The organism is Microbacterium sp. NPDC090225, from assembly GCF_044772365.1.
Lineage (GTDB): Bacteria > Actinomycetota > Actinomycetes > Actinomycetales > Microbacteriaceae > Microbacterium.
In genome coordinates, this window is sequence record NZ_JBIVYS010000001.1 from 976,687 (window position 1) to 998,684 (window position 21,998).

The 21,998-nt window shown below is 69.1% G+C and carries 17 protein-coding genes and 1 tRNA gene; 5 read left to right on the forward strand and 13 right to left on the reverse strand.

Translation table 11 applies throughout. The features are described from left to right. Positions 1–35: 35 nt before the first annotated feature. Positions 36–1,109, reverse strand: a complete 1,074-nt coding sequence (locus ACIQTT_RS04805) for a glycosyltransferase (RefSeq protein ID WP_402786752.1) — start codon at positions 1,107–1,109, stop codon at positions 36–38. 120 nt (positions 1,110–1,229) lie between these two features. Here ACIQTT_RS04805 and ACIQTT_RS04810 point away from each other — a divergent pair, with 120 nt between their 5' ends. Together ACIQTT_RS04810 and ACIQTT_RS04815 are read left to right on the forward strand one after the other, a co-directional pair. Continuing rightward, positions 1,230–2,993, forward strand: coding sequence for a DUF4012 domain-containing protein (locus ACIQTT_RS04810; RefSeq protein WP_402786755.1), 1,764 nt, complete (start codon positions 1,230–1,232; stop codon positions 2,991–2,993). Positions 2,994–3,136: 143 nt separating this feature from the next. Beyond that, the gene (locus ACIQTT_RS04815) at positions 3,137–3,736 is read left to right on the forward strand and encodes a hypothetical protein (protein WP_402786758.1); all 600 of its coding nucleotides are present in this window, start codon (positions 3,137–3,139) and stop codon (positions 3,734–3,736) included. Positions 3,737–3,916: 180 nt separating this feature from the next. On the opposite strand, the gene ACIQTT_RS04820 is transcribed toward ACIQTT_RS04815, so the two are convergent. From ACIQTT_RS04820 to ACIQTT_RS04845, 6 genes are all read right to left on the reverse strand, one after another. After that, positions 3,917–5,371, reverse strand: a complete 1,455-nt coding sequence (locus ACIQTT_RS04820) for an LCP family protein (RefSeq protein ID WP_402786761.1) — start codon at positions 5,369–5,371, stop codon at positions 3,917–3,919. Continuing rightward, positions 5,368–5,835, reverse strand: a complete 468-nt coding sequence (gene purE, locus ACIQTT_RS04825; protein WP_402791099.1) for a 5-(carboxyamino)imidazole ribonucleotide mutase — start codon at positions 5,833–5,835, stop codon at positions 5,368–5,370. The genes ACIQTT_RS04820 and purE overlap by 4 nt, the downstream gene beginning before the upstream one ends. A 121-nt stretch (positions 5,836–5,956) precedes the next feature. Continuing rightward, on the reverse strand, positions 5,957–7,108 hold the full coding sequence (locus tag ACIQTT_RS04830; RefSeq protein WP_402786764.1) for a 5-(carboxyamino)imidazole ribonucleotide synthase: 1,152 nt from the start codon (positions 7,106–7,108) through the stop codon (positions 5,957–5,959). Between the two features lie 67 nt (positions 7,109–7,175). Continuing rightward, positions 7,176–7,730: a PH domain-containing protein gene (locus ACIQTT_RS04835; protein WP_402786767.1), complete on the reverse strand. Its 555-nt coding sequence runs from the start codon at positions 7,728–7,730 to the stop codon at positions 7,176–7,178. A gap of 51 nt (positions 7,731–7,781) precedes the next feature. After that, on the reverse strand, positions 7,782–8,549 hold the full coding sequence (locus tag ACIQTT_RS04840; protein ID WP_402786770.1) for a biotin--[acetyl-CoA-carboxylase] ligase: 768 nt from the start codon (positions 8,547–8,549) through the stop codon (positions 7,782–7,784). 2 nt (positions 8,550–8,551) lie between these two features. Next, positions 8,552–9,835: a CDP-glycerol glycerophosphotransferase family protein gene (locus ACIQTT_RS04845; RefSeq protein WP_402786773.1), complete on the reverse strand. Its 1,284-nt coding sequence runs from the start codon at positions 9,833–9,835 to the stop codon at positions 8,552–8,554. A 78-nt stretch (positions 9,836–9,913) separates the two neighbouring features. Between ACIQTT_RS04845 and ACIQTT_RS04850 the strand changes: the two genes are divergently transcribed. Continuing rightward, positions 9,914–10,984, forward strand: a complete 1,071-nt coding sequence (locus ACIQTT_RS04850; RefSeq protein ID WP_402786776.1) for a glycosyltransferase family 2 protein — start codon at positions 9,914–9,916, stop codon at positions 10,982–10,984. A gap of 25 nt (positions 10,985–11,009) precedes the next feature. On the opposite strand, the gene ACIQTT_RS04855 is transcribed toward ACIQTT_RS04850, so the two are convergent. From ACIQTT_RS04855 to ACIQTT_RS04865, 3 genes are read right to left on the reverse strand one after another with little or no spacing between them, the layout of a single operon-like run. Continuing rightward, positions 11,010–12,446 carry a CDP-glycerol glycerophosphotransferase family protein gene (locus ACIQTT_RS04855; RefSeq protein WP_402786779.1) on the reverse strand — a complete coding sequence of 479 codons (1,437 nt, stop codon included), beginning with the start codon at positions 12,444–12,446 and terminating at the stop codon, positions 11,010–11,012. Continuing rightward, positions 12,443–13,696 carry a CDP-glycerol glycerophosphotransferase family protein gene (locus ACIQTT_RS04860; RefSeq protein WP_402786782.1) on the reverse strand — a complete coding sequence of 418 codons (1,254 nt, stop codon included), beginning with the start codon at positions 13,694–13,696 and terminating at the stop codon, positions 12,443–12,445. Before ACIQTT_RS04860 ends, ACIQTT_RS04855 begins: the two co-directional genes overlap by 4 nt. A 46-nt stretch (positions 13,697–13,742) precedes the next feature. Then, positions 13,743–15,356, reverse strand: a complete 1,614-nt coding sequence (locus ACIQTT_RS04865) for a S1C family serine protease (protein ID WP_402786785.1) — start codon at positions 15,354–15,356, stop codon at positions 13,743–13,745. A 100-nt stretch (positions 15,357–15,456) separates the two neighbouring features. Between ACIQTT_RS04865 and ACIQTT_RS04870 the strand changes: the two genes are divergently transcribed. Continuing rightward, positions 15,457–16,665 (forward strand): aminotransferase class I/II-fold pyridoxal phosphate-dependent enzyme, encoded by a 1,209-nt coding sequence (locus ACIQTT_RS04870; protein ID WP_402786788.1) that lies wholly within the window; start codon positions 15,457–15,459, stop codon positions 16,663–16,665. 34 nt (positions 16,666–16,699) lie between these two features. Here ACIQTT_RS04870 and ACIQTT_RS04875 read toward each other — a convergent pair whose 3' ends face one another. After that, positions 16,700–17,509 (reverse strand): carbon-nitrogen hydrolase family protein, encoded by an 810-nt coding sequence (locus ACIQTT_RS04875; RefSeq protein WP_402786791.1) that lies wholly within the window; start codon positions 17,507–17,509, stop codon positions 16,700–16,702. A 79-nt stretch (positions 17,510–17,588) separates the two neighbouring features. On the opposite strand from ACIQTT_RS04875, the gene ACIQTT_RS04880 reads away from it, so the two are divergent. Next, positions 17,589–17,662, forward strand: a tRNA-Met gene (locus tag ACIQTT_RS04880). A 159-nt stretch (positions 17,663–17,821) separates the two neighbouring features. Here ACIQTT_RS04880 and ACIQTT_RS04885 read toward each other — a convergent pair. Beyond that, the gene (locus ACIQTT_RS04885; protein WP_402786794.1) at positions 17,822–20,743 is read right to left on the reverse strand and encodes a UPF0182 family protein; all 2,922 of its coding nucleotides are present in this window, start codon (positions 20,741–20,743) and stop codon (positions 17,822–17,824) included. Between the two features lie 57 nt (positions 20,744–20,800). Further along, on the reverse strand, positions 20,801–21,886 hold the full coding sequence (locus tag ACIQTT_RS04890) for a PDZ domain-containing protein (RefSeq protein ID WP_402786797.1): 1,086 nt from the start codon (positions 21,884–21,886) through the stop codon (positions 20,801–20,803). Between the last annotated feature and the right edge of the window lie 112 nt (positions 21,887–21,998).

Consider the following 21,998-nt stretch of genomic DNA (forward strand, 5'->3'; position numbering starts at 1 on the left):
CGATCCGAAGGCATCTCCCAGGCGCCTTCGCACCCTCACAGATCAGCGTGCAGACCCCATACGCGTTCGGCCGATCCCGCCCAGGAGAACGCCCGCGAGCGGTCTGCCCCGAGTACCGAGAGTCGCGCGCCCTCGCCTCCGGTCGCGCTCTCGACCGCATCCGCCAGGTCACTCGCGTCGACGAGCAGGCCTCCGTCGGCGAGGACGTCGCGGTGCGTTCCCGAGTCGGCCCCCACCACCGGTACACCGAGACGCATAGCCTCCACCGCACGCCAGGGCCAAGCGGCGACCGGGCTGCTCGCGACGTAGGCCGCGGCCCCGGCGAGCACCGAGGCACGGTCGTCCGCATCGAGAGCACCTCGCACGTGCACGCGCGATTCCGCCAGTCCGGCCGACGACGCGATGTCGGAGTACCGGGGCTCCGTGCCCTCCGCCGCATCCAGCACCACCGCATGCGCCCCGGCCGCCAGCGCGCCACGGAACCCCTCGGACACCGAGTCCCAGGTGCCGTGCACGACGACGTAGCGCTCCGGTAGGGAGAGCACATCGCGCCGCGCCGCAGCGTCTGACGGCGTGACGAATCCCTCGGGTGCCGCGCCCGCGATCACCCGCACACGATCCCCGACACGAGCGATCTCCTGGATCCGCTGCGCGATCGTGTGGGTCGGCACCACGACCGCGTCGGCGTGCTTCGCTGCGCGGCGCAGCATCGCCTTCTGCCACGCGACGGCGGCGCGGGACAAACCATCGGGAGCTTCCCAGGCCTCGAGACCCCAGAGCGTCACCGTCGTCTGGTCGTTGTCATGGGTACGGTCGTGCCGCACGAGCGGCGCCATCAGCGTCGGCGAATGGATCAGTCCCCCGCTGGCGCCTGCAGCGATCCCCAGTTGCCACGATGCGGCCAGTTCCCGGCGCGCCAGGCCGAGTGTACGCACCTCGGAGACACCGGGGATCGACACCTCGCTGCCTGCCGCGACGATCGCTTCGACATCGCACCCCGAGGGCGCTGTGGCGACGAGTCCTCGGGTGAGGTCGAGCGCAGCGGCGGCGTGATCCGGGTCGACCACCTGCACCAGCTGATCCAGAACCACACGCAGTCGAGCACCCATGTGTTCAGAGTATCTCTGCAACACCCGTCGACCCCGGAGGACGGCCGACGCGTCGCTCTTACTGACAGCGCTTCCTCAGCATCCTCGCCCGCACCCCGGCCTTCATGCTTGAATGCTCACGTGAGCGACGGGCGACTTCCACGACGGCGCCGATGGGTGGGGTGGACCGTCGGCATCGTCCTGACGCTCCTCGTCCTCGCCCTCGGCTGGGTGACGGTGCGAGGGATCGGAGCGGTCGACAACCTGACGCGCATCGCCGAGCAGTCCTCGGATCTGAAAGCGGCGATCGCCGAGGGCGACCTCGAAAGAGCCGCAGACGTCTCCGGCAGCATCGCCCGGCACGCGGCATCCGCGAACGACCTCACCTCCGACTTCGTGTGGCAGGGCTTCGCCGCCGTGCCGTTCATCGGCCCGAATTTCCGCGCGGTGAGCGACATCGCCAGCATCGCCGACAGCGTCGGGACGGACGCGCTCACGCCTCTGCTCGACGTCGCCGCAGAGGTCGATCTGGCGAGTCTGGGGCTCTCCGGCGGAGCGATCGATCTCGCCCCGTTCGCCACGATCCGAGAGCCGCTCGCGGAGGCCTCGAGCGTCCTGGATGAGGCGCTCGTGCGAGCGGAGGGCATCGATGCCGATGCCACACTCCCTCCGTTGGCGGATGCCGTGCGAGAAGTGCGCACGAACGTCACCGAGGCGGCGACCGTGGTCGGCACGCTGAACGGTGCCGCGATCCTGTTGCCCACGATGCTCGGCGGCGAAGGTCCCCGAACCTACGTCCTCGCGATGCAGAACAACGCCGAACTTCGATCGTCCGGCGGCATCATCGGTTCGATCGCGCTGCTGCGGGCCGAGAACGGCAGGATCTCCCTGGAGCGACAGGCATCCACTCTGGACTTCCCTCCCCTGACGGACCCTCTCGCGTTGAGCGAGAGCACGGTCGCCCTGTTCGAAGACGGCCCCGGCCGCTATCTGCAGAATCTGACGAGCATCCCGGACTTCGCCGAGGCGGGTCCCGCCGTCGCCGCCCGCTGGGAGGGCGTGTTCGGGGGCCCGGTCGACGGGGTGATCGCGGTCGACACAGTCGTCGCGAAGCATCTCGTCGAGGCGATCGGCGAACTGACCTTCGGCCCGTTCACCGCGAACTCGGAGAACGTGGTGAGCATCCTGCTCTCGGAGATCTATGCGGCGATCCCGGATCCGGTCGTCCAGGACCAGGTGTTCGCCCAGGCCGCCACCGGCCTCTTCGGCGCGGCACTCGCCGGTGGCGATCCGCGAGCGCTGCTCGGCGCGCTCGCCACCTCGGCGGACGAGGGACGGATCCGTATCTGGAGCGCGCACGAGGACGAACAGAGCGTCCTCGCCGCATCGACGGTCGGAGGCACGCTCCCGATCGACACGGACGACGGGACGCACGTGGGCGTGCTGATCAACGACACCACCGGCGGCAAGATGGACTTCTACGCGCATGCCACGGTCGCCACCGCGATCGGCAGCTGCGCGGGCACTCCGACTACGCAGGTCAGCGTGACATGGACGAACGATGCGCCGGCGGATGCCGCGACCTCTCTACCCCCGTACGTCACGGGCGGCGGGAACTTCGGCGTGCCGCCGGGCAGCACCCGCACTCTCGTCGCGATCTACGGCCCGGAGGGAGCGACGCTGTCGCGCGCCGATCGTGACGGCGACGAGGAACCCGTGCAGACCACGCTCCTCGGGACGCGTTCCGTCGTGCAGCACGATGTTCTGCTCACCCCCGGCGAGTCCACCACAATCACCGTGCAGTTCCGGGGCGAGGGCGCCGGAGAGCGCATCGACTCGGTCATCCAGACGCCCACGATCGATGCACCGAAGGCGACACGCGAAGAACTGCGCTGCACGTCGTGACTTTCTCCCCGGGATGGGGTACCTTCATCTCACTGGGGAATATCTGGGCTCTAAAAACCTGCCGTGGGGGCAGGGAGGGTCCACGCAGTCGGATGCAGGGGTGTATCCGGGTGCGATTCCGCGTGAAATTCTGGGGAAACATCATGCTGAAGAAACTGGCTGCTATCAGCCTTGCCGCTGGCGTCATCATTCTCGCCGCGCCGACCGCCGCCTCTGCGGCAGCGTCCGATTCCTATGCCGACAAGCCGAGTGTGACGGTCAGCGATCCGATCATCGACATCTGCGACGTCTCGACCATCGTCTTCGGGGCCGGATCGTTCCAGCCCTCCGAGGTCGTCGGCGTCTCCGTCTCCGGCCTCCGCGCCGAAGAAGCCGAGATCTCGGGTAATACCGCCGCTGCCGACGGTAGCCTCACGGTCTCGTTCCGCCCGCCGTCCGGCGGTTCGGGTGCGTATGCGATCACGTTCACGGGCGCGGGCGCCAACGTGGCGGCTCGTGCGGCATCAGTCGCCGGCATCGGCCAGTACACCGCCGTCATCACGGTCAGTGGCACGTCGAGCTGCGCCCACGACCCGAGCGTCGCGACTGCAGGCACCGAACTGCCGCTCACGGGTGACGGCTCCATCGAACTCGCGCTCACCGGCGGAAGCATCTCGCCCTGGGTGATCGGCGGCGGTGCTGCGGCACTCGCGGTCGGCAGTGGCCTCGTGGTCATCGGCGCGGCCCGCCGCAAGCGCGCCTAGGTCTGATCGTCGCCTCGTGCGGCGGTCGGCTGGACGACGGTGATCCCTCCCCCTCCGATCACCGTCGTCTGGCGAATCCGGTGATACGCCGGAAGCCCACGGCCTCCTCCACACTCTCCCGAGGAGGCCGTGGGCACATTCATGCCCGGAGACGGAGATTCCCGCCCTGGTTCACTCTCGTCAGGGAGCGGGTGTCGGCGTCGGTGTCGGCGGGTGCAGCGCCTGCTGGATCATCTCGTGGATGTAGGCGTAGTCCGGCTGGAACTCGTCGACACCGTGTTCCGGCGTGAGCTCGATGGTGTTCACCGGCAGCTCTTTGGCCTTCATCATCAGATCGAAGAACTCCGGAAGCTTGTCCTGCGGCAGATCCGTGCTGATGAGTGCCGTACCGGCCGCTGCCACCTCGTTGAAGCGGGTGAGGACGGTCTGCGGGGTGAACTGGGCGAGGATCGCCGCCTGCAGCTCGCGCTGCCGCTTCATGCGGTCCCAGTCGCTGGTCGTGTATCGCGAGCGCGCGTACCACTGGGCGGTGTCGCCATCCATGTGCTGCGCGCCCGGCTCGATCCAGCCGATCGCCCACTCGTTCACATCCGTCCCGTGCCAGCCCTCGGGCGGGCCGCCCTTCGGCAGGCGCTCCGTCACGGTGATGTCGACGCCGCCGAGCGCGTCGACCAGATCGGCGAAACCGTGCATGTCCACGAAGACGTAGTAGGGGATCTTGATCCCCAGCACGCCCTCCGCAGCATCCTTCGTCGCTTCGATACCGGGCTCGGATCCCTGAGCCTGCGCGTTCGGGTAGAGACCCGTGCCGTTGTCGTCGCGGCACACCTCTGCGGCGTTGCGCACGTGGTTCATCCACCCGTTCCACCCGCAGGTCGACGAGCCGTGCCCCTCGAACCCGTTCGGGTAGAGCTCGAGCATCGGGCTACCCTCGCTGAACGGCGCGTTCGGCAGCTCGCGCGGGATACCGGTGATCGTCACCGCTCCCGTATCGGCATTGACCGAGACGACCGAGATGCTGTCGAAGCGCATGGAGTCGCGGCCGTCGCCGCTGTCGGCTCCGAGCAGCAGGATGTTGTAGTAGCCGTCGTCGGGCGGCAGGCTCGGCCCGCTCTGCCCGAAGATCGAACTGATGGTGTTGCGTGTCGACCCCACGACCGTCGCGGCATAGGCCGCTCCCCCGCCGACGAGACCCAGCAGGATCAGCGCGACGACCGGGATCGCGAACCGCGATGCCGTCGGAACCTTCACCAATCGCACCATGCGGAGCACGTCGAAGGTGAGCACTGCCCAGAGCACCACGTACACGACGAGGAGGATCTGCACGAGCGTGAGGACGAGTGCGGAGAACCATCCCGCACCCACGGTCAGCCACAGCAGCACGGGACGAGCGAAAAGTGCCAAACCCGCCGTGACGATCACCAGGAACCAGGCGAGCAGGGTGGCCCGCAGACCGATGCGCCCCAGTTTGCGATTGCCCGCGACGACTTGAGCGGAACCGGGGAGCAGCACGTTCAGCGCGACGAGCCACCAGCCGCGCTTCGTCATCGCCCCGGCGTCGGCGGAGTCCGGATGCCGCATCGGTCGGGTCTCGATCAGCGGCCGCCCGCCCGCCCGCGGCGGCGCGAGGGTCACAGGGAGTCCTTCAACCGTTCGTTCTTGGCCTCGACCTGGGCCTCGAGCTCGCGGGCGTACTCCTCGATGCGATCGGCGAGTGCCTCATCGGCAGTCCCGAGGATCCGTGCGGCCAGCAGACCGGCGTTGCGCGCTCCCCCGATCGACACGGTGGCGACGGGGATACCCGCGGGCATCTGCACGATCGACAGCAGCGAGTCCATTCCATCGAGGTAGGCGAGCGGCACGGGGACGCCCACGACCGGCAGCGGCGTCATCGAGGCGAGCATGCCCGGCAGATGCGCCGCACCGCCGGCACCGGCGATGATGACTCGGATGCCGCGGCCACGAGCCTCGCGTGCATAGCTCATGAGCTTGTCGGGCGTGCGATGCGCCGAGACCACCTCGACCTCGTGCGCGATGCCGAAGTCGGTGAGCGCCTGGGACGCGTCGCTCATGACGCGCCAATCGGAGTCGGATCCCATGACGACGCCGACCAGGGGCGCGGCGGAAGAGTGCAGTGGCTCGGTCACCACAACAGGCTACGGTCTGGTGCTGGAGATTGCCCCCACGGCACGCGGCCGGCGGGCAGCCTCGTGCGAGGAATCAGTCGAAATGCGCGGCTGCGGCGCGCGCGACGTACACCGCGTCGTCGAGATCGCTCGACGAGACGTTGACGTGCCCGACCTTGCGCCCGGGACGCGGCTCCTTGCCGTAGGTGTGGATCTTCGCCTCGGGATGCGCGACCATCGCGCTCGCGAAGCGCTCGCCGAGCCCGCCCTCGGCGGGACCGCCGAGGATGTTGACCATGACCGACCACGGTGCACGCGGTGCCGTGCTGCCGAGCGGAAGATCGGCCACCGCTCGCAGGTGCTGCTCGAACTGGCCGGTGACCGCGCCGTCCTGGCTCCAGTGCCCGCTGTTGTGGGGGCGCATGGCCAGCTCGTTGACGAGGATGCGCTCGTCGTCGGTCTCGAACAGCTCGACAGCGAGCATCCCGGTGACGCCGAGTCCCTCGGCGATGCGCACACCGATGCTCTCGGCCACCTCGACGAGGCGTTCGGCGGCCGCGGGCGCCGGCGCGATCACCTCGGCGCAGACGCCGTCGCGTTGCACGGTCTCGACAACGGGGTAGGCCGCGATCTCACCGCTCGGGCGACGCGCCACCTGCTGCGCGAGCTCGCGCACGAAGGGCACCAGCTCCTCGACCAGCAGCGCTTCGCCCGCGGGCACGGCCGCGAACCAGTCGCGGGCATCGCTCGCGGCACGGACGACGCGCACGCCCTTGCCGTCGTACCCGCCGCGCGGCGTCTTGACGACGCCCTGGCCGTCGTGGGCGTCGAGGAAGGACTGCAGCTCCTGCTCGGAGGTGACAGCCGCCCAATCGGGCTGGGGAACTCCGAGATCCGCGAGGCGCGCGCGCATGACCAGCTTGTCCTGGGCGAATTGGAGGGCGTCGGGGCCCGGGTGCACGGCCACGCCGTCGGCGACGAGCGCGCGCAGGATCTCCTGCGGCACGTGCTCGTGATCGAAGGTGACGACGTCGACGTCGGCGACGAAGGCCCGAACCGTCTCGAGGTCGTGATAGTCGCCGACCGCGGTCGCGGCGAGCTGGGCCGACATGCCCTCGCCCTCGGCGAGGACCCGGAGGTCGAGGCCCAGTTCGACCGCCGGAGCGATCATCATCCGAGCCAGCTGTCCGCCGCCGATCACGCCCACACGCAAAGCCATGTGCCGTCTCCCTTTCGTCTCGACCATTCTCGCGCATCGCCGCCGATGCGGATGACATCCCGAGAGCCGCGGTGCGCGGCAGCACGAGCGCCGGTCACGCGGGCGCGAAACCCTCGGTACCGGTCTGAGCGTCACGGTGGGCGAGGATCTGACTGACCTCGATCTGATCCGCAAGCGTCTCGTGAACGAGAGTGACGTTCGGCACGTTGACCAGTCGCAGCGGGGCGTCGACACCGTTCGAGAGCGTGATCGTGCCCGCGCCCCACATACGCTGCAGCGGTCCGCGGCGCACGCCGATCGTGTACCCGCGGGCGTGCGACATCTCGCGACGGTTGCGCGCGCCCACACCGCCGTGGACGATCACCCGCCGGGTCGTCACCGTCGTCGAACGTGCGAGCCACACCGTGAACGGAATCACGACGAGCAGCAGGACCACGCCGCCGGCGGCGGAGAGCAGCATCCAGTTCTCGAACGGCGCCGGGAGGTTGTCGTAGAAGTAGGCAGTGGCGCCGAAGGTCGCCACCAGCGCGAGCGCCGACCAGAAGAGCCGACGCGCATGGCCGCGGAAGCGAGCGATGAGACGCTCCTCGGACGGCGCGCCGGGCGGCGGCATCATCGGCCGACCGCTGAGCGTCACAGGCTGCGTCACCCCACCATTGTGCCCGTGATCTCCGACATCGACGCGCGGCCGGGCGGCGTGTCAATCCTGGAGCGGGCGCACGTGCACGACGTCACCGGCGGAGATCGGATGGTCCGCCCCGCCGTGGCGCACCACGAGACGCCCCTCATCGTCGAGCTCTCGCGCCGTGCCCTCGAGTGTCCGGTCCCCCGGCAACGAGACCCGTACGGAACGACCGAGAGTCGTGATCCGATCCGTCGCCGCGGCGTGCAGCCCGCTGGCGACCGCGTCGCCGGCATCGACGAGAGCCGTGAGGAGCGCGTCGAGCTCGCGGAGGTAGTCCGCGAGCAGCCGATCCTCATCGGCGACGACGCCCTGCACGGCGAACGACGTCGCGGTGGGCACGGGCAGTTGCTCGGCCGTCATGGCCGTGTTGACCCCCGCACCGATGATGATCGCATCGACCGTCGCCTCGGCCAGGATGCCGCAGATCTTGTGATCGTCGACGAGCACGTCGTTCGGCCACTTCACGCCGACCGTGTGCGCGGGGAGCTGCGCGGCGACGGCATCCGCCATCGCGATGCCCGCGATCAGCGGGATCCAGCCGCGGAGCGCAGGATCCACCGAGACGCGCACGACGACCGAGATCGCCAGCGCCGCCCCATCGGGAGCCGTCCACACACGGTCCAGCCGCCCACGGCCGGCGGTCTGGTTCCGGGTGACCAGGGTCGAGAGGTGCGGCCAGCCGACGAGGTCCTCGGCGAGCACCCGCAGATCGGCGTTCGTGGATGCCGATGCCGGCACGTACTCGACCCGGGGGGTGACGTCGCGCGCGAGCGGGAGATCCATGGTCAGATCTCCTCCTCGTCGCCTTCTTCGTCGTCGTCGTCGAGATCCGGCCGGACGGCGCCCATCTCGTGCGCCTCCCAGTCGTCCCACTTGGCCATGAGCTGCTCGATGCCCGCGTGGAACTTGGCCGTCGCGACGCCGGGAGTGGTGTCACCGAAGTAGTGCTGCACCCACATGCGCAGACGGGCGATCGCCGCATCGTCCGCCCGGACCCGCTCGACCTCCGCCACGATGTCGGCGGCGGCATCCGCGGTCAGCCACTCGCAGTCCGAGAGATAGCCCGTGGTGTCGATCGACGCGCGCTCGTCGGCCGGACGCGTGATCATCAGGGGCTTGCCCGAGGCGAGACGGTCGTAGACCATCGCGGAGATGTCGACGACCGCCACGTCGGCGGCCGACAGCTGCCATCCGAGCTCGGGGCCGTCGTCGTAGACGTGCTGTGCGCGCGGGTCGGTGGCGTTCGCCGCGGCGATCGCGGCGATGATCCGTCGGTGCGCCGCCCCGTAGTCGTGGTCGACGACACCGCTGCGCGGATGCGGACGATAGATGACCCGGTGCGATCCGGTCGCCAGTAGCGCCGACACCAGACGCTCGCCGTGCGTGGCGATCGATCCGTAGTGCGCGCTCGGCCGGTCGCCCTCCCAGGTGGGTGCGTACAGGACGACGGTGCGGTCGTCCGGAGCGTAAGGGAGCTCACCCGAGTAGTGGTCGGCCTGCGGACGGCCGATCTCGATGGTGCGCCGATCGACGTCGTAGGCCCAGAGAGTGCGGGAGAGACGGTCACGCGCCGCCTGGCCCGCGACCATCGCATAGTCGTACGCCTTGTACTGGTTGGTGGTCATGTACATCTTGTCGGACTCGCCGTGGTTGATGAACACGTGCCACCGGCGTCCGTAGCGGAACATCTGGAAATTGCGGGTGTTCTGGTTGACGTACAGCACGATGCGGATGTCGTGCTCCGCGACGAACTTCTCGAGATTGCGCACCGTCGGCACGAAGGCGACCGGAGGGGCGTCCTCGGCGAGCAGCTTCTCGGCGCCCGTCGCCTGCCGCGCGAGCACCACGACCGGCCAGCGCTTCGACAGCTCGGCGAGCGGCCGGTACCACTGACGCATCTGGTACATGTTCACGGCGCCGTCGGCGAAGTAGACGGCGATCTTGAAGTGCCCCTCGGGGAACTGCTCGCTGACAGCGAGGCTGCGGCGCACGCGCTGCACGGCCGTTCTCGACGCGACCGCCCGCTTCAGCAGACGGTACGCCTTCTTCGCGTCGGAGAATGCACCCATCCCTCCAGGATACCGAGCCGGGAGCGAGGCCAAGATCTCGATCAGCGAACGTCCGACGCCCCATGACATGATCGACGGATGCACGATGACGATTCGCACGCGCCGCCCGTCGGGGTCTCCTTCGTCATGCCCGTGTTGAACGAGCGCGAGTATCTCGAGCACGCCGTGCAGTCGGCCCTCGCCCAGGATCTCGACGTTCCCGTGGAGCTCATCCTCGCTCTCGGCCCTTCGACCGACGGCACCACCGAGATCGCGAACCGGTTGGCCGCCGCCGACGAGCGCATCCGTCTCGTCGGCAACCCCGCCGCGCACATCCCGGTGGGACTGAACGCCGCGATCCGAGCCGGACGCTACTCGACCGTGATCCGCGTCGACGCGCACTCCGAACTCTCCCCCGGCTATGCCGCCCGTGCCATGCAGACGCTCGAACGCACGGGCGCGGCCAATGTCGGAGGCGTCATGCACGCCGAGGGGCGTGCCCCCTTCCAGAAGGCCGTCGCCCGCCTGTACAACTCCCCCGTCGGCCTCGGCGGCGGGGCTTATCACGGCGGTGCGCACGAGGGGGAAGCGGAATCCGCGTACCTCGGCGTGATGCGCCGAGAGGTCCTCGACGAGGTCGGCCTCTTCGACGAGACCATCCGACGCGGCGAGGACTGGGAGCTCAACCTCCGCATCCGCCAGGCCGGTCATCGCGTCTGGTTCGATCCCACGCTCGCGGTCACGTACTGGCCCCGCGAGAGCTGGGTGCGCCTGGCACGCCAGTTCCGTGCGACGGGCGCCTGGCGCGGAGAGCTGGTGCGGCGATTCGGGCGGCGCAACGGCATCCGCTTCTTCGCCCCGCCCGCTCTGGTGCTGCTCACGATCGTCGCGGTGATCATCGGCGTCCTGCAGCTCACCGGGGTACTCAGCGGCCTCGCCTCGCTCATCGCCTCGATCGTCTACGCCCCGCTCGCGGCGTACGCGTTGCTCGTCGTCGTGGTCGCCGCCGCACCGGGCGGAGGCGGCATCCGTCAACGACTGTGGACGCTGCTCGTACTGCCGACGATGCACCTCGCCTGGGGGTGGGGCTTCCTCGGTGGCGTGCTGCGAGGAGCCCGCGACACCGTCGATGCCTCCCGCCTCGGCACCCGCAACACTCCCCTGCCCTGACCGCTCCAGGAACGGCCGTGGCTGCTCAGGCCGTCAGGAAGCCCTGGTCGAGGATGCGGTCCACGACGCGCTGGGCAGCCCGTCCGTCATCGCGCGCGTTGAACTGACGCCGCCAGGCGGCATAGCGTTCGGCGTAGACCTGCTCGTGGTCGGGCGCGGCGAGCGCACGCACGAGCTCGTCCTGATTCGTCACGAGCGGCCCGGGGGCGCGAGTCTCGAGATCGAAGTAGAAGCCACGCAGGGTCCCGCGATAGTGGTCGATGTCGGGAACGAGGAAGTACATCGGCTTGCCGGTGACGCTGAAGTCGAACATCACCGAGGAGTAGTCCGTGATGAGGGCGTCGGCAGCGAGCAGCAGCTGCGCCGTCTCGGGATACCCGGTCACGTCGATCACGCGTGCACCGGCGTGGTCGCGTCCGGCGTCGAGCGTACGGGAGTGTCCGCGCACCAGCACGACCGCATCGGTCTGCTCGGCCAGCCGCTCGGCGTCGACGAAGTCGACCATCTCGGTGCGGTCGTCGCGCCACGTCGGCGCGTACAACAGCACGCGCTCCTCGGCGCCGATGCCCAGCGCCGCGCGGATCACCGCCGGATCGATGGTCGTGAGAGCGTCATTGCGTGGATATCCCTCGACCCAGATCGGACGCCCGAGGAACGCATATGCCTTCTTGAGGATGCGCTCGGCGTAGGTGTTCTGCGCGAGCAGCACGTCCCAGCGCCGCGATTCCTTGACCACGGCCGCCATCCGTCGCGGGTCGAAGCCGGGACGATGCAGTGCGAGCCGCTTCAGGGGGGTTCCGTGCCAGGTCTGCAGCACCTTCTGGCCGGGCTTGCGCGCGAACCTCCGGCGCAGCCAGTCGTTCACGACGAGCAAGCGCGCCGCCCCCCGGGCATGCCACCACTCGGGGCTTCCCTCGACGACGGCGATCGCGCCCTCCGGCACGGGGACCGAGAAGTCCACCACGCTCCAGTACCGACGGACGTCGGGAGCGCGCTTCGCGATCTCGCGGTCGATGGCCTGCGGATTGCACCCCACGCTCCGGCCGTAGAAGCTCTCGAAGAACACCGCGTTCTCGGTGCCGCCGGCCTGGGCGACGTAGCGCTCCTCGAGGGTGGCCTGCCCCTCGGCGGTCTCGTAGATGGGATCGATCGGTGCGGCGATCTTCACGGTGTCCCCGGCCACCTCGACGCGGAGCCCGGGCAGCAGCACCGGAGCGACGTCGATGTCGTCGAACGTGGTGCCGGCGACCGTCAAGTGGTACTCACCAGCGGGAAGCGGAAGTGCGGGGCCGCCCCACCGGGCGGTCTGCAGTGCGAACACCGCCTTCCAGGTCGTCCCCCCGCCCGACAGGCGGGCGTCGACTCGCGCCCGCGGGCCGACCAGCTCGGCGTGCGCCGGGCGCGGTCCGGTTCCTGCGATGACCAGCGTCTGCGCCGACTCATCGATCCGGGCCGTTGTCATACTGCTCCCTTCGGTGCGCGGATTCCCCGCGCGCGGATCGCACCATAGACCCGCTCGGTGTTTCGGCCGTCGCGGAAGGCGTGCATCTCCGCGCTGAGCGTAGCGGAACGGGCGGCTCGCTCGGTGAACGCCACCTCGTCGGACAGCAGTCGATCGAGCTGCGCCAGAGCCTCCGGCCAAGAGGTGGCGGCATCCGCTCCCCCGACGTCGCTGAAGCGACCGTAGAAGCCGCGCGAGCGGGCGTACTCCTCCGCGTCGGGGGCGAGGAAGAGTACGGGCATCGCCAGGAGTCCGACGTCGTAGGCGAGCGACGAGTAATCGGTGATCAGCACGTCGACCGCCGGCAGGACCGGGGTCACGTCCGCGAGCTCGGAGGATCCGAGCATCCGCACCCGACGACTCGGGAGAGGTGGGGCGTACCCACCCTCGCCGAGCGGGTGCGATCGGATGATCAGGGTCGCATCGCGCTCCTCGAGCACTCGGATGATCCGCACCCAGTCGTCGGACGAGGGAACGGCGGGGTCCGTCGCACCGTCGCGCCACGTCGGCGCGTACAGCACCGTCCGCGACCCATCGGGAAGGCCATCGAGCGCTGCGTGCAACCGGACGGATGCCCGCGCGCGACGGTCCTCCGGCAATCCCTCCGACAGCACGTCGACGCGCGGCTCCCCGGTCACGAGGACGCGGTCGCTCGGGAGACCGAACGCCGACTCCAGCCGCCCGCGCGAGCGATCGGAAGCGGCCGGGAGCACGCGGATCCTCTGCGCGGCGGCCCGGTAGAGGATCGCGATGGCTCGCCGCAGGATTCCCGCTCCCGGGACGCTCGGGACCTGGGTCGTCGCCGGCGAGTCGAGTCCGATCCGCTTGAGGGGGATGCCGTGCCAGAGCTGGACGATGAACGCGCCGCCGTCGGCGTACCGGTTGATGTCGCCGAGGCCGTGCGTGACGACGAGGACTCCTGCGCGTGCGGTCGCCCACCAGCCCCGGATGCTCGATCTGCGAAGCGTGCGGATGCCGAGCGCCGCCGCATCGTCATCCTCGCGCTGCGAGCGGGTCAACCACACGGCGTCGTGGCCCTGCGCGGTCGCGTAGCGATGGAGGGCGAGAGCGCCGTCACCGATCCCGGCACCGCATCCGAACACCCACCGGTCACCGCGAGGCACGAGGAGCGTGCCGAGGCGCCCTGCGAGGGAGAGCGGGATCCTCAGCAGCTTGGCCGCATTGCCGGACCCGAAAGAGAAGGACGCCACCCCGCGAGCCTATCGCGGAGGTGGCGTCCTTCTCTGGGCGGCGGGATCAGCCGGCGAGTTCGCCGAGCGTCACCTCGATCTGGTACTCCTTGCCGCCGCGGATGTAGGTCACCTTCGCGTCGCTGCCGCCGGCCGCGGCGCGCACCTGAGCCGTGAGGTCGCTGGCGCTGGTGATCGGCACGCCGTTGAAGGCGGTGACGATGTCGTCGGCCTTGAGGCCGCCGGCTGCCGCTGCTCCCCCACTGGTCACGTCGGCGATGTACGCCCCGGCGACGTCGGCATCCTGCACGGAGGCCGCATCCTGCACCGATGCGCCCAGCAACCCGTGGGTGGCCGCACCGTCGGCGATGATCTCCTCGGACACGCGCTGGGCGATGTTCGAGGGGATCGAGAAGCCGAGGCCGATCGAGCCGGACTCCTCAGACGATCCGGAGCTGGCGATCGCGACGTTGATGCCGATCAGCTCGCCCTTGCTGTTGACGAGGGCACCGCCGGAGTTTCCGTGGTTGATCGCGGCATCGGTCTGGATCACAGCGATCGAGATCGACTCCGACGTCTGCTGCTGACCGTTGCCCGGCAGGTCGAACTGGAACGGACCCTGCTGACCGTCCTGCTGGCCGTCTTCGGGTGTCTGCTCCTGCGGTGCGTCCTCGCTCGACGAGTCCGGCAGAGCCGACGAGGCGATCTGGATGCTGCGGTTCAGAGCGCTGACAATGCCGGTGGTGACCGAGTTCGACAGGCCGAGGGGCGCGCCGAGCGCGACCGCCGTGTCGCCGACGTTCAGCTCGGACGAGTCCGCGAACTCGATGGGCGTGAGGTCGGTGGCATCGGTGAGCTTGATGACCGCGAGATCGTAGATGGGATCGGTGCCCACGACGGTCGCCGAGTAGATGCGCCCGTCGGAGGTGGTCACGCGGATCGTCGGGTCGGCGACAGCACCGCCGAGCGTCACGACGTGCGTGTTGGTGAGCACGTAGCCGTCATCGCTGATGATCACGCCGGAGCCGCTGCCGGCTTCACTGGTGCCGGCGACCTCGATCGTGACCACAGACGGCAGTGCCTTGGTGGCGACGGCGGTGGTCTCGTTCACGGAGCCGGGGTTGTTGACGGTGACCGTCTGCGGCCCCTCCGCCACGCCGGTCGAGGGCGCGGTGCCGACCGCGTTCCAGATCGCGCCGCCGCCGAAGCCCGCGACACCTCCGACGAGTGCGGCGGCGACCACGATGGCCGCGAGGCGCACGCCGCCGCGCGGCTTGGGCTCCTTGGTCTTCACGTTCGGATCGGCAGGGGTGTCACCGAAGCCGATGGGGGCGGTTCCGCCGAGAGGAACGGTGGGCTGGGTGTGAGCGGCACCGGAGTGGAGTCCGAATGCTGCTCCCGGCGAGGTCGCCGTCGAGCCCGCGAACTGCTGCGCGGTGACCGGGGCGATCAGAGGCGCGGATGCGGCGGGAGCGGGCGACGCGAACGTCGAGGGCACCTGGTGGCCCGCGGTCGGGTGCGACGCGGGAGCGGACTCGGCGGCCACGGGGGCGGCGGGCTCCGCGGCCGGCGTGGCGGGGATGTCAGCGGCTGCCTGCGGCGCCGAACGGTCGGCGACCTCTGCTGCCTCGGTGGACGGCACGTCGGGTGCCGAGTGGTCGGGGGTGTTGTCTTCGTTCATGGTGTGTGCTCCTTCAACAACGCCCCTTCAGAGTGCTCTCCGAGTCTGTGCGTTTCATATGGCGAAGGTGAGTTTCCCTTATGGCCATAGCCTGTTCTTCATGAGTGTCATCACCGGTGCATGGCGGCGCACGGCGGCGGGCGCGGGCCTGCTCTCGCCCGACGGGGCCGTCGCGCCCACCATCTTCGCAGAGATGTCGGCCCTCGCGGCCTCGACGGGAGCGATCAATCTCGGGCAGGGGTTCCCCGACGAGGACGGCCCGGCCGAGGTTCTCGAAGCCGCCAGGCAAGCGATCGCCGACGGAGTCAACCAGTACTCGCCGGGGCGCGGCACCCCCGACCTCCGGCTCGCCATCGCCGAGCATCAGAAGCGCTTCTACGGGCTCGACGTCGACCCCGACACCGAGGTGCTCGTCACGGTCGGAGCGACCGAGGCCCTCACGGCGACGCTCCTCGCCCTGATCGACGGCCCGGAGGACGAGGTCGTCGTCTTCGAGCCGTACTACGACTCCTATGCGGCCGCGGTGTCGCTCGCCGGCGGCACGCTGCGCACGGTGCCGCTGCGCGTGCCCGACTTCCAGCCGGACCTCGATCGGTTGGCGGATGCCGTCACCGACCGCACCCGGATCATCCTCGTGAACGATCCGCACAACCCGACCGGCACCGTGTTCGGCACGGACGTGCTCACCGAGATCGTGCGCCTCGCCGAGAGGCACGATGCGCTCATCGTGACGGACGAGGTCTACGAGCACCTGGCGTTCCACGCCCCGCACATCCCGATCGCGACCCTGCCCGGCGCGGCGGAGCGCACCCTCACGATCTCCTCGGCGGGCAAGACCTTCTCGGCCACCGGATGGAAGGTCGGGTGGATCCACGGACCTGCCGCCCTGATCACCGCCGTGATCACCGTGAAGCAGTTCCTCACGTATGTCGGAGCCGCCCCCTTCCAGCCGGCCGTCGCGGTCGGGCTCCGCCTCGGAGACGTCTTCTTCGCGGATGCCGCCGCGACGCTCGCCCACAAGCACGAGGTGCTCGGCGCCGGGCTGCAGGCTGCGGGATTCACCGTCTTCGCACCGCAGGGCGGATACTTCACCCTCGCCGACGCCACGGCGGTCGGCGGCGTCGACGGTGCGGAGTTCTGCCGCACCCTGCCCGATCGCGTCGGCGTCGGCGCGATTCCGCTCGCCGCCTTCCTGCCCCCGGCGCACCGGGCCGACCCGGAGTACGCGGGCATCGTGCGGTTCGCCGCGTGCAAGAAGGTCTCGGTCCTCGAGGAGGCCGTCTCGCGCCTGGCCCGTCTGAGGGACTGACTCGCTGCCCCACCACCCTGCGGGAGCTGTGCGTTCAGCGCGGGACGACGGCGTACCGGCGCACCCGCAGCGACGGGTTCGTCTCGCGGACCCGGTCGATGACCGCGCGTTCGACGGGTGCGACGGCGATCCCCTCGGCGCTCCCGACACCGGCGAGCACCACCCCCTGCGGATCGACGACCTGCGAGTGGCCGACGCCGATCGGTGCGGGGTGGTCGGCGGAGACGACGTAGACCGTGTTCTCGATCGCCCGCGCTGCGAGCAGGGTCGTCCAGTGATGCTCCTTGAGCGGGCCGCGCACCCACTCGGCGGGCACCACCAGGACATCCGCCTCGGCGTCGACGAGGGTGCGGGCCACCTCGGGGAAGCGCAGGTCGTAGCAGGTCAGCAGACCGAAGCGCAGGCCCGCGAGGTCGAACGTCGCCGCCTCGCCCACCGCGCCCGGCTCGACCCAGTCAGACTCGGTCTGCCCGAAGGCGTCGTAGAGGTGCTGCTTGCGGTAGACGGCCAGGATGCCGTCGCCCCGAACGGCGACCACCGTGTTCCGGACGCGATGGGTGTCGCCCGACTTCTCGACGAGTCCGGCGACGATCACGACCGCGAACTCCCCCGCGAGCGCGATCAGGGTCTGCACGAAGTCGCCCTCCAGCGTCTCCGCGTGTGCGGCGAGAGTCTCGTCCATGGGATTCACGAAGTAGCTCGAATACTCGGGCAGAACGATCAGACGCGCGCCCCGAGCCGCGGCATCCGCCACGAGTTCTGCGATGCGCTCGCGATTGCCCTCCCGGGAGTCGGTGGGCGCGAACTGGCAGACGGCGACGGGAACGGCGGGGCTCTCGGACATGCCCTCATCCTCGCGCATCCTCGCGCAGGACGCCTCGATTCGCGCGCTCCCGATCGCCGTGTTAGGCTATTCAACGTGCCGCGGGGTGGAGCAGTTCGGTAGCTCGCCGGGCTCATAACCCGGAGGTCGCAGGTTCAAATCCTGTCCCCGCAACGAGAATGCGACACACGAAAGGCCCCTGATCGGGAGAAATCCAGATCAGGGGCCTTTCGCTTTGCCCGATGGATGCGTGGACCGACACGATCACCCGCACCCGGAAATGACGAATGCCGCACCCCGGAGGATGCGGCATTCGTCATTGCGGTCCGAGGATCACTCCCCCGACGTGGACTCCATGTCGAGGAGCTTCTGCACGGCCTCGGTCAGACGCTTGTCGGCCTCGCCGAACTTCTCGAGGTCACCGGCCTTCAGAGCGGTGTCGCGGTCGAGGAGCGCCTGTCGCGCGTCGGCGAGGGCGGCGGCCTGCTCGTCGGTCGGCGTCGTGGGCTCGGTCGGCTCGGTGGTCGGCACCTCACCGGTGTCGGGGTCGACCTCGGAAGGATCGACCGGTTCGACCTCGTCATCTCCGCCGGTGGCACCGGAATCACCGCCGAAGAGGGAATCCAGGGCCTCCGTCAGGGTGTTCTCGAACGCGACCCTGTCACCGAAGGCGACGAGCACCTTCTGCAGACGTGGGAGCTGCGTACCCTCGGAGGACTGCACGTACACCGGCTGCACGTAGAGCAGACCGCCACCGACGGGCAGCGTCAGCAGGTTGCCGTAGATGACCTCCGACTCACCCTGCTGCAGCAGGTTGAGCTGCGGCACGACCGCCGTGTCGGAGTTGTAGGTGTTCTGCACCTGACCGGGGCCGGGCACCGTCGTGTCGTCGTTGATCTCGAGCATGCGCAGCTGACCGTAGCCCTCCGCCTTCACGCCCTGCTCCGACCCGGCATCCGAATCCACTGCCAGATAACCCATCAGCACGTCTCGGCTGCTGCCGGCGCCCTGCGACGCCGGGATGAACGTCGAGAACATCGAGAACCTCGCGCTGTCCTGGCCCGGCATCTGCATGGTCAGGTAGTACGGCGGCTGCAGCATAGCGTCGCTGCGCGGGTCGTTCGGGGTCTGCCAGCGGTTGTCCTGCTGGGCGAAGGACCCGGCGGTGTCGATGTGGTAGATACCGAGGATGTCGCGCTGCACCTTGAACAGGTCGGTCGGGTAGCGGACGTGGCTCATGAGCTCGCCCGACATGTCGCTGATCGGCTTCACCGTCGACGGGTAGACCTTCTGCCAGGTCTGGAGGATCGGGTCCTCGGCGTCCCACGCGTAGAGCGTGACGGTGCCGTCGTACGCATCGACGGTCGCCTTGACCGAGTTGCGGATGTAGTTGATCTCGTCGATCGCGAGGCTCGGGGCCCGCGTGTTCGAGTCGGTGATCGCGTCGGAGAGGCTCACGCTCGTCGCGTAGGGGTACGTCGAGCTGGTCGTGTAGCCGTCGACGATCCACACGATGCGTCCGTCGACCACGCTGGGGTACGGGTCGCTGTCGAGCTCGAGGTACGGCGCGACCTTGCCCACACGGGTCTTCGGGTCGCGGTCGTAGAGGATCTGCGAGTCCTCGTTCACCAGGTTGGAGAACAGGATCTGCTCGGACTGGAACTTGAGCGCGTAGAGCAGCTTCGTGAACGTGTCGCCGATGGCGGGGCCACCCTCGCCGTCGAACGTCGTCTTCGTCTCGCTCGCTCCGTCCTTGCCGCGCGGGTAGTCGATCTCGACCGGGTCGGCGTCTTCCGGGGCTCCCACGATCGAGTACTCGGGCGAGTTCTCACCGAAGTAGACGCGGGGCTCGAAGTTCTCGCGGTCGGTCAGGAAGCCCGACGACGGGATACCGCGTTCGAGGAAGACGGGCTCGCCGTCGCTCGTGCGCTGGTTGCCCGCGGCCGCGACGAGGCCGTAGCCGTGCGTGTAGACGGCCACGCGGTTGTTCCAGTTGTCACCCTCGCCGAGCTTGGTGATGTCGAGATCGCGGACGGCCACGACCGTGTCCTGCATCTCGCCGTCGATCTCGTAGCGGTCGACGTCGAGCGTCTCCTCGAACTGGTAGTACGCGCGGTATTGCTCGAGCTGCCGCACGGTGGGGCTGATGACCTTCGGGTCCATGATGCGGATCGAAGCCGTGGTGTCGGCATCGGCGCGCAGCTGACCGGCTTCGGCATCCGTCTCGGCCTCGAAAGTGGTCGTCTCGAGGTTCGCGACCCCGTACGCCTCCTTCGTGCCGTCGATGTTCCGCTGGTAGTACTCGGCCTGGTAGGCGTTCTGGTTCGGCTTCACCTGGAAGGTCGTGACGACCCACGGGTATCCGACACCCACGACCAGCGAGGCGACGATCAACAGAGCCGTAGCGGCGAGCGGGAAGCGCCAGCGGCCGATCACGGCCGTGACGAAGAAGAGGATCGCGACGAGCGCGGCGATGATCGCGAGGATCGCGAGGCCGGGGATCGTGGCGTTGACGCCCGTGTAGGCGGCACCCGTGATGCGGTCGTCGGGGGTGACCAGCGTCTTGTAGCGGTCGAGCCACAGGCTGACCGCCTGCACCAGGATGTAGAGACCGGCGATGACCGCGAGCTGGATGCGCGCCGCCTTGGAGATGCGCAGCTCTCCCTGGCCGATGCGCACCGAGCCGTAGAGGTACGACACGAGCGCCGTGACCAGGAGCGAGAGCAGCAGCACCGCCGAGACGAACGCGAGCGCGATCGAGTAGAACGGCATCGCGAACATGTAGAAGCCGGTGTCGATGCCGAACTGCGGATCGACGTCACTCGTCGCGACGCCGTTGGCCCAGAGCCACACCGTCTTCCACTGCCCGGCAGCCGAGAAACCGGCGAACAGACCGAAGAAGATCGGCATACCCCACATGGCGAGACGACGCAGGGGCTCGATGACCTCCTGGTAGCGGTCGAGCTGCGAGCTCAGACGCACGTAGACGGGGCGCAGGCGGTACGCCAGCTGGATCACGACGAACAGCGGCACCGCCATCCCGAGGAAGCCGATGACGAACATCACGACGGTGGCGACCCACTGGGTCGTGAGCACACCGGTGAAGCCCACCTGATCGAACCAGAGGAATTCCGTGTAGAGCGACGCGAAGACGAAGAACACCGCGATCAATGCGGCGATGATCACCAGCGAGATGCCGAATATACGTCGGGAGGTTCGAGGAGTGGCCGGGTTCGGAGCTGAGGTCGAGGTCACACCCCCATCCTAGGCACGCGTTACTGGGCTGCGGCTGTCATCCCGGTCACGGCGAGGTCACGACGCGGCGCAGGCGGGCAGCGCCGCGACGTCTCCGCCGTCCGCGATGACCTCGAGAGCGTCGAGCGACTCCTCGAGCGTCGCAGTGCGGATGACCTGCAATCCGTCGGGCACGTGGCCCACGACCTCGTCGCAATTCGACGCCGGAGCGAGGAAGAATTCGGCCCCCGCATCGCGCGCGCCGTAGAGCTTCTGACGGATGCCGCCGATGGGGCCGACCGTGCCGTCGGCCTCGATCGTGCCGGTGCCGGCGACGTTCTCGCCGCCGTTGAGCTCGCCCGGGGTGAGCTGGTCGATGATCCCGAGAGCGAACATCATCCCCGCGCTGGGGCCGCCGACGTTGTCGAGCTGGATCGTCACGTCGATCGGGAAGTCGTAGTCGGTGCGAAGGGTGATACCGATCAGCCACGTGGTCGTGTCGCCCTCGGTGTACTCCTGCGGGGTGATCGTGACGTCCTGCTCCTGGCCGTCGCGCAGGACCGTGAGGTCGATCTCCGCTCCCCCGATGTCCTGGATGCGAGAACGCAGCTGCTTCGCCGACACCACGGGGTCGCCGTCGATCGCGGTGATCACGTCGTCGGGTTCGAGGATGCCCTGGGCCGGGGAATCCTCGACGGCCTCGACCACGACGACCTCGGCCCCGGTGTCGTACCCGAGCTCTCCGAGCGCTGCGGCGGTCGCCTCGTGCTGCGAGTCGACCATCAGGGTGGCGTTGCGCTCATCGCGCTGCTCGGTGGTCACGCCCTCCGGGAACACCGAATCGAGCGGCACGACGGCGCGCGAGGAGTCGGTCCACGCCAGTGCGAGCTCGAACCAGCTGGGGGTGCGCTCGCGGTTGCCGACGACCTGGACCGTGGTCAGATCGAGCGTGCCGCCGGTCTCGAAGGTCTCGGCGCCCTCGATGCTGATGAGCGGCACCTTCTCGCCGTCCGCACCCGCGGCCGTGCCCAGTGTGTCGTAGACCGGGCCCGGTCGCTGGATGACGTAGGGGGTCGGGAGGAAGGTGAGGACGACCAGTGCCACGAGTGCGACGATCAACGCCCAGACGCCGAGTCCGAGCTTCACAGGCCGCGTTCGTTCCACAGCATCCTCCGTCGTTCGCGAGCGGCGTACAGGGATCTGCCCGCATCGGGTTCGCTCGCATGAACCTGTGACTAGCGTAGATGGCACGGCTATAGGCGTGCTGAGAGGGCGA